Source organism: Streptomyces sp. (genome assembly GCF_035563135.1).
Classification (GTDB): Bacteria; Actinomycetota; Actinomycetes; order Streptomycetales; family Streptomycetaceae; genus Streptomyces.
The window spans coordinates 1-7178 of record NZ_DATMVN010000329.1; the positions used below are offsets into that span (position 1 = coordinate 1).

The window sequence follows — 7178 nt, forward strand, 5'->3', positions numbered from 1 at the left end:
GCCGCGTACTCGTGCCGGTAGCCGCGCGCCTCCTTGGAGGAGGTGTACTTCCACCCCCGCACCATCCGGACGTAGCTACCGCCCTTCCAGAGACTGACCCGCGCCTGCGCGCCGGCCTCCCAACCGTCCAAGGTCGCCCGGACCTCCCGCACCCGGAGCCCTTCCCCGATGACCCCGATACCGACCGGCCCGTCATCAGCGGTCCCACTGGCGTTCGCGGGGGCCTGCCCCAGACATCCCAGAGCCATCACGGAGACCGCAGCACACATGATCTTTCGCATGACGTGCCCAACGGATCTCACCCCCGCGAGGCAACGAGGGTAGGTCGTTCTCACCCGTGAGAGCGACTGCCCCGACCACACCGGCCGGAACAGCGGCGGGGCATGATGTGTGGTGCCGGACCGGCGAACACTCCTCGCCGGTCCGGCCTGGTCCCTCCCGGCCGATCAAGCTGAACGACTGCCCCTCGTGCCAGCGTCTCCAGGTCTCGTTCTGCTGAGCTGGCGAGAACCCGTAATCACGCACCTGCGCCTCCACGATCACATGATCATCTGGGGGTGGTGCGTTGATCGCTTGAGGGCGCCATCGTTTGCCGACAGGCGCAGGCGCTCAAGCCACCCGGAGGACCGAGCGGATAGTTTCCGCGACGGGCGGGGCGAAGGCGGTGAGGAGGTGGGGATTGAGCGAGGGCGAGAAAGAGAGCATCAGTTCGCCGCGGTCCTCGCCGCCCTCGCACAGAGCGTGGTCCTCGACGAGCAGGACGGTGTCCGGCCCGAGGCCCGACATGGGGTTGTAAGTGATGCAGCGGTGTCCCGGCCGGGCCTGTTCCTGCTCCAGTGCCGTGCGGACGACCGTCGCGCACGGCTCCTTGAAGAGTTCGTGGAGGCGGGCGTCGCTCTGCGGGCCGACGGCGATGCGGAGCTCCGCCGCCTCGACGGCGACGGCGAGGTGGACGGCCTTGTCCTCGCGGACGAGGGGGTGCTCCAGGGCGGTCACGGTGTGCCAGCCGCCGACCGGCGCGACCTTCTGCCGGCCGTCGGGGTCCGGAGCCGTGTTGGCGTAGTCGAGCGTGGCCGCCTTCACCTCCGCCTCGGCGTTCTCCTCGGGTGTCTGGCACTCGGGGCAGAGGTATCCGACCGGGCGCCCTTTCACGAACTCGATGTTCCAGCGCGAGGCGTCGTCCGCATCCTTCCAGCAGGCACGGGTGCAGCGGGCGCAGTGGCCCAGCGGCCGGACCTTCGTGCGGGCCATGGCGTCCTCTTCTCTTCTCAGCCCCGGGCGTCCGCGCGGGACTTCTACTTCCACAACGAACGGCCCGACAAGTCGGGTACGCCGCCCGTCACCCCTCGTCTTCGTCGTCGCCCAGCTCCGGCGTATCCGGGTCGCGCAGTGGGCACAGGGCGGCCGACGGCCAGGACGCTGACGGTAAATCTGTAGCGGCCGAGCAGTTCAGGTTGCGGTGCTTGAGCGGGGACAGGCGGGCGATGTCCTCGTCGCGGATCTCGTGGTCTTCGGCGCGGAGCCGGCGGACGTGCGGCCGTAGGGCGCGGGCCTGAACAGAAACCCGAAAGAAGAAGATCAGCCTTCCCCACGACGGAACGAGGCGGTGAGTTTTGCTGTCCTACTTCGCGACCTCGTACTGAACGGTGGTGTCCGGGCAGGCTTCGGCGAGCTTGAGCAGTGCGGCGCGTTCCTTTTCGTCGGCGCTCAGGCCCCAACGGAGCTTGGTGCCGCTCCAGTCCGCACCGTAGGCGCAGTGCACGGCGTCGGCCGGCGGCAGCCACAGAGCGGGGTCCTTGTCGGACTTGGACCGGTTGGTCTTCGCGGTGACCGCCACCAGCGACTTCTCCGCCCCGAGGTCGTTGGCGTACGCCTCCCGGCGTTCAGAAGACCAGTTGTACGCCCCGCTGTCCCAGGCCTCGGCGAGCGGGACCATGTGATCGATGTCCAGCTTTCGTGCGTCGCTGACCTCGGCCCCGTCGTAGTACGACAGCCACACTCCGCCGGTGAGCGTGCACCGCTCCCCCTGCTGGGGTTTTGCGGTGGCCTCTTCCAGGAGGACCTCGGCCCGGGTTTCGCAGCCGTCGTCGTCCTCGTCGACCCAGTGCTCGAAGCTGTCGCGCTCGTATCCGTCCCGCTTCTCCACCCCTGCGGGAATCTTCGCGATAGCGTCCGCGAGCGAGAGGGAACTCCCGGCAGGTCCCCCGGCGGCGCCGGACGGCACGGGCGGGGTCACGGACCTGCCCGTGGCCCCGGACGGTTTCGAGTCGGCGTCGTCTGCGGCCTGGGGGTTGCATCCGGCCAAGGACACGGCGAGCAGTACGGCAGCGGCGGGCACGAGGCGGCGAGGGTTCACGGGCGGACTCCCTGGTGGATGCGGTGATAGCTCCTCATGTTGGCAGCGTGCGCATGTTACTGACAGATGGTCATGTGTGCTGGTCGTAGCCACATCGGGAAGCGCCGCCTGTGCCAGGCGGATCCCTCATGGGCAGGTGGGCGCGCAGGCCCAGAGTTCGGTGGCCTCGCACAGCAGTCCGCTGGTGCGGTGGGTGCCCAGTGAACGGTCTGCATGGAGGCGGGCGCCGCACAGCGCGCAGTTCCATCCGCGGATCTGGTCAAGAGTGAGGCGGGACAGGTCCAGGCGCTCTGCCGGGTGGGGGCGGGGGCCGAGGACGGTTTCAAGCGCGTGACGCAGGGCTGGGGTGTCGGCGAGCATCTGGTGCGGGGGGATGAGCCAGTAAGGGCCGGGGGGCGCCTGTTTGCCGGGGTGCGGCAGGACGAGATGGGCGGTGTCGCCGAGCGCGGTGCACTGGGGCAGCTCAGTCCAGGTGCGGGTGGTGCCGGGAGGTACGAGAAAGTACATCGTGCGGGGCGTGGGATCCATGATGACGGGCCCGGTGGCGGGGCCGAGGTGTTCGATGGCCTGCAGGCCCACGAAGCGGGTGACTCTCACCGCGTCCCAGTCCCTGCCGGCCGGCGCGAGGCGTGCTCCGGCCGCGGCACCGTGTGCCGTGTCCGGTCCGGCGGCTCTGCTGTCCATGACGTCCCTCCGGGAGTGCTGGGCTGGGAGAGGGACCCTATGGCCGGACCGCGGGGGCGACCCGAGCTGAGAGTCCGGGTCGCCTGCCGGCCCAGGCGGGTTCACAGCAGGTGAAGACGCTCGGCCAGCGCGGTGGCCTGTCTGCGGTAGGCGGGGCGGGTGCGGCGCATCAGGGAGATGACCAGGGACCTGCCCAGGGTGCTGCGCTGGAGGTCTTGCGGCGCCAGGGCTTCCAGCTCCAGCAGATGCACGAGTACGGCGGCGTCATCGCGGCGCAGGTCGTAGCAGCGGGCGACTTCCAGGCCGAAGGTGAACTGCCGCTCCCTCGACGGGAGCCGGCCGGTATCGACCCGGTCGGCCAGGCGGAGCGCTTCGGTCGCGTCGCCGTCGGTCATCTCCACCGACACCGCGTGCAGCAGAGCGTTGGTGGGCCCGAACACCGTCCACATGGTGTTGCCCTCCCCCGCTCGCCGGGCCAGGGGAAGCACGTGGGTGGTGAGCCGCTCGCGGGCTTGCCACCCCCGACGGGCCCGGGCCTCGGCGACGACCGCGACCAGGTGCAGAGCGCCGCACAGAGCCGCAGCCTGCGGGGCAGGCACTGCCCGTGCCCGGGTAAGGGTGTCAGTGGCCTGCATCGCGATGTCGGCGGCGTCCGCTTCCTGACCGGGCTCGGACAGCAGAGCGTGACCGAGGTTCCACCGCGCGGCCGCGATCCGCAGGGGATCGTCCGCGTCCTCGGCTGCGCGCAGGGCCCGGTCGGTGACCATGAGGGCGAGATCGGTGCGGCCGGTGCGGCGGCAGTAGGAGCGCACAAGTCCGTAGAGGTCGGCGGCCAGACGCCGGACCTCGCGCAGCTCGCACGGGAGGGTGCGGTGGGTGCGTGAGGCGGCTTCGACATCACCGATCAGAGCCGGCAGGAGCGCTTCGGCATCGGTGAAACGGGTGGGCGACGTCTGCCAGATGCGCCAGGCGTCCTCGACCCGGTCGCGCAGCGCACTCGCGCGCAGGTCCGCGTCAGGTAGGGAGAAGGGGCGGCCGAGTAAGGCGCGGACCACGTCCGTCCCGGCGGTGGCCGCAGCCGGCCCGGTGGGGGGCGGGGCGGGCTGGGCATCGCCCAGGAGATAGCCGGCGGAGACCTGGAGCTCGGCGGCGAGCCTGGCGACCACGTCGCTGGAGGGAGTCTTGTGCCCCCGCTCGATCTGGGAGAGATAGTCGGTGGTGATCCCGCACAGCCCGGCCACCGCGGCCTGGGTACGGCCCTGGCGCCGGCGCAGCTCTCTCACACGTTCGCCGGTCGGCAGGCTGGGCAGAACCATGCTGGTATCCCCTTGTTCCACGGGTGCTGTGTCCCACCGTAGAACCGTGACGGGGCACGGTAGCGGGAGTTGCACCAACGTGTGACACCGTGAGCGCATGCAAGGGGGGCGCGGCAGGTAATGGGGAGGCTGACGTGAAACTGGTGCTGTGGGACATCGACCACACCCTCATCGCGACCCGCGGTGTGGGGCGTGAAATCTTCGGCCACTGCTTCGAGCAGATCACCGGCCACCCCATGCGTGAGCAGGCCGCGGTCGACGGCATGACGGAGCCCGTCATCTTCCGGGAGACCGCGAAACTCCACGGCATCACCAGCGACCGGCCCATGTTCGAAGCCTTCGCCCGCCTCTCCGCCGAGCAGCACGAGCTCCGCGCCGGCGAACTCCGCGAGCGCGGCCACGCCCTCCCCGGTGCCGCACGCGTCCTCGCGGCAGTCGCCGCACTGGACGAGGTGGAACAGACGGTGGTCACCGGCAACATCCGGGCAGCGGCAGAGACCAAACTGAGGGTCTTCGGGCTCGACACCCACATCCGGTTCCCCATCGGCGGGTACGGCGAGGACGACGACGAACGCGCCGAACTCGTCCGCACCGCTATCCGCAGGGCCAGTCAGTGCCTGAACACTCCGCTCGCGACCCAGGACATTCTGCTGATCGGTGACACACCGGCCGACATCGCCGCAGCCAAGAACAACCACGTCACCGTCCTCGCGGTCGCCACCGGACGCTCCACCATCACCGAACTACGGCAGGCCGGAGCCGACCTGGTCGCAACCGATCTCGAAGACCCCTCCCCCGTCATCCAGGCACTCACCGACGGCTGAACGATCACGCTCACCCGTCGGGGTCATACGTCCTGCTGACTGGTAGTCGCCGGGCCACAAGTTCTCGTCTATGCATGAGCAGCTGAGGGGCTGCAGCCCCTCACTGCTGCCAAGTCGTATGGGACTGCTGCACGGATAAGTGACACCTTGGCCTGGCTTGCCTTGTGGGACAGATCCGTGGCTCAGAGGATGAAGACGCTCTGGGCAGTTTCCGTGTAGTACGTCTCGCCCGGGTAGACCAGCCACTCGACCTGACCGGTGCAGCCCGGTCCGGAGTGGACCTCGGCGATGGCGTCGGTGTGGTTGGTCACCGAGGAGGGGTACCAGTCGATGGCGTAGCAGCCGCTGGGGTCTTTGTGTTCATTGCCGTTGACGATGAGGACGCCTTCTGCCGCGTATGCCGATCCCGGCACCGCAATTGTCAAGGTCACGGCTGCTGTCAGCGCTCCCAGGGTTACGGCCATGCGTCGTCACATCATGGTGAGATCCCCTCACGGGGCGGGCCGCGCATGATGCGACCCGCCGATATGACTCACTGTATTCGCTCAAGCTCTTTGTGTATTAGGCGTGCGGAGGCAACCTCTTCATCACCGGGGTGCGCCGCTGGGCTTCGGTTGTGACCAAAACTGGGTTTGCATCGTGGCAGCGCCTCTCTGGCTCGGCGGTCTCCTGCAAGCTGTTGACCACAACGGAAGACAGCCCCTCCGGCAGATGGGGCTGCGATGTTCCCGCTACCACGGCGCCGCCAAGACGCACCTTCAGCATCAGTTCACAGCGGCAGCCCTCAACCTCTCGCGCATCGACGCGTGGATCACCGAGACACCGCGGGGCAGCAGCCGCACCGCTCACTTCCGCCGCCTCAGATCAGTGCACTGAAGACTCCTTAACTGACGGCGTCGTCTGGCACTGGCTGAGGAACGGCATGGAATGGCCCCACCTTGGCGGTGACGACGTCGATGCCCCTCCTGGTCGCGGCTATCTGACCGCACTGATACAACCACGTCATGACATACCGATTCACCGCTCGCGCCGCCGGCACGGATATCGATCCTGAGGGCTACTTCACCGAGGCCGGCCTTGCGGAAGGTGAGGACGGTAGCGGCTTCATCCTGATGTTCATGGCGGGCGAGGAAGAGCCCGATGAGCAGGAGGTGGCGCTGGGAATGGACACGCACTGCCTGGTTACCGTCGACCAGGGGACTGCCTACGGATGTGTGCGCGAAGCCGTCCTGGATGGCAACGTCCTCCGCATTTCGCTCGATCCCGAGGCACTGGGGAGCCTTCGGTTGGACGACGGTGAAATCGAGGCCGTCATCGAGGCTCCGGCCGAAGATGTCGCCCGGTTCCGCGAGGTCCTCGCCCAGGTGCTCACCTACGGGCGGACGGACGCCTTGCCTACGCGGCTAGCAGTCTGACAAGAGAGGGAGACCCCGGACGGAACATTTCGGACTGCATCTTCCCTTGACACTGCACGTTTCCCCTAATCCAGTGCGTAAGCAGACGGCCCGGGACCATGCAACGACCCGGGGCAACTGCTCGCACAGGACAGCGAATGCCTGGATCCCCCCTGGCCGTCAAGGCCTCCTCAAAGAGCGGCATCGCTGTCCGCTGCGGGGCTCGCGGTGATGACGCGGGCGCCGGGCTGATGCCTCCGTTTCTCCAGGCCCGTGAGGCCTCTGTCAAGAGCGGCGCAGCCCGACGCCTCCGTGATCACCGCGAAACTCGCGGGGACTACTCGGACGTTGATCGTCACGGCGCGAGCCAGCTCCAGGGTCGACCTCTTGTTCATCCGCGAGCCCGCGAGCTCTGCAGAAAGATCGAGCCCCTGGAGTGCGCTGGTGTCGCGAACGGCTACTGAGAGGGCGTTTGATCTAGGCAGATTGCCCTTTATCTCCTAGTAAGTCCCTCGCCAGGTGGGTGTGGTCTCGTCCGTTATGCGCTTGGCAAGGTTGTCGATCGAGGCGATGTGGATCATGGCTTCGGAGCTGGTTGTGAGGG

Annotated in this window: 8 protein-coding genes and 2 pseudogenes; 2 read left to right on the forward strand and 8 right to left on the reverse strand. The window is 68.2% G+C overall.

The features are described from left to right. From VN520_RS14420 to VN520_RS14440, 6 genes and pseudogenes are all read right to left on the reverse strand, one after another. Positions 1–281 (reverse strand): hypothetical protein (locus VN520_RS14420; RefSeq protein ID WP_325747306.1); only part of this gene is annotated, 281 nt, incomplete at its 3' end. Between the two features lie 328 nt (positions 282–609). Continuing rightward, positions 610–1251, reverse strand: coding sequence for a hypothetical protein (locus VN520_RS14425; RefSeq protein ID WP_325747307.1), 642 nt, complete (start codon positions 1249–1251; stop codon positions 610–612). Positions 1252–1339: 88 nt separating this feature from the next. Beyond that, positions 1340–1531: pseudogene (locus VN520_RS39505) on the reverse strand (hypothetical protein); the annotation flags it as partial. A gap of 90 nt (positions 1532–1621) precedes the next feature. After that, the gene (locus VN520_RS14430) at positions 1622–2356 is read right to left on the reverse strand and encodes an HNH endonuclease family protein (RefSeq protein ID WP_325747308.1); all 735 of its coding nucleotides are present in this window, start codon (positions 2354–2356) and stop codon (positions 1622–1624) included. Positions 2357–2482: 126 nt separating this feature from the next. Beyond that, positions 2483–3040, reverse strand: a complete 558-nt coding sequence (locus VN520_RS14435) for a hypothetical protein (protein WP_325747309.1) — start codon at positions 3038–3040, stop codon at positions 2483–2485. A 101-nt stretch (positions 3041–3141) separates the two neighbouring features. Continuing rightward, positions 3142–4356, reverse strand: coding sequence for a helix-turn-helix transcriptional regulator (locus VN520_RS14440; protein ID WP_325747310.1), 1215 nt, complete (start codon positions 4354–4356; stop codon positions 3142–3144). A gap of 134 nt (positions 4357–4490) precedes the next feature. On the opposite strand from VN520_RS14440, the gene VN520_RS14445 reads away from it, so the two are divergent. Further along, a complete protein-coding gene (locus VN520_RS14445) occupies positions 4491–5180 on the forward strand; it encodes an HAD family hydrolase (RefSeq protein WP_325747311.1) in 690 nt (229 codons plus the stop codon). Positions 5181–5362: 182 nt separating this feature from the next. On the opposite strand, the gene VN520_RS14450 is transcribed toward VN520_RS14445, so the two are convergent. After that, on the reverse strand, positions 5363–5644 hold the full coding sequence (locus VN520_RS14450) for a hypothetical protein (protein ID WP_325747312.1): 282 nt from the start codon (positions 5642–5644) through the stop codon (positions 5363–5365). A gap of 540 nt (positions 5645–6184) precedes the next feature. Between VN520_RS14450 and VN520_RS14455 the strand changes: the two genes are divergently transcribed. Beyond that, positions 6185–6595, forward strand: a complete 411-nt coding sequence (locus VN520_RS14455; protein WP_325747313.1) for an Imm10 family immunity protein — start codon at positions 6185–6187, stop codon at positions 6593–6595. Between the two features lie 479 nt (positions 6596–7074). Here VN520_RS14455 and VN520_RS14460 read toward each other — a convergent pair. Beyond that, positions 7075–7178, reverse strand: a pseudogene (locus VN520_RS14460) (IS5/IS1182 family transposase); the annotation flags it as partial.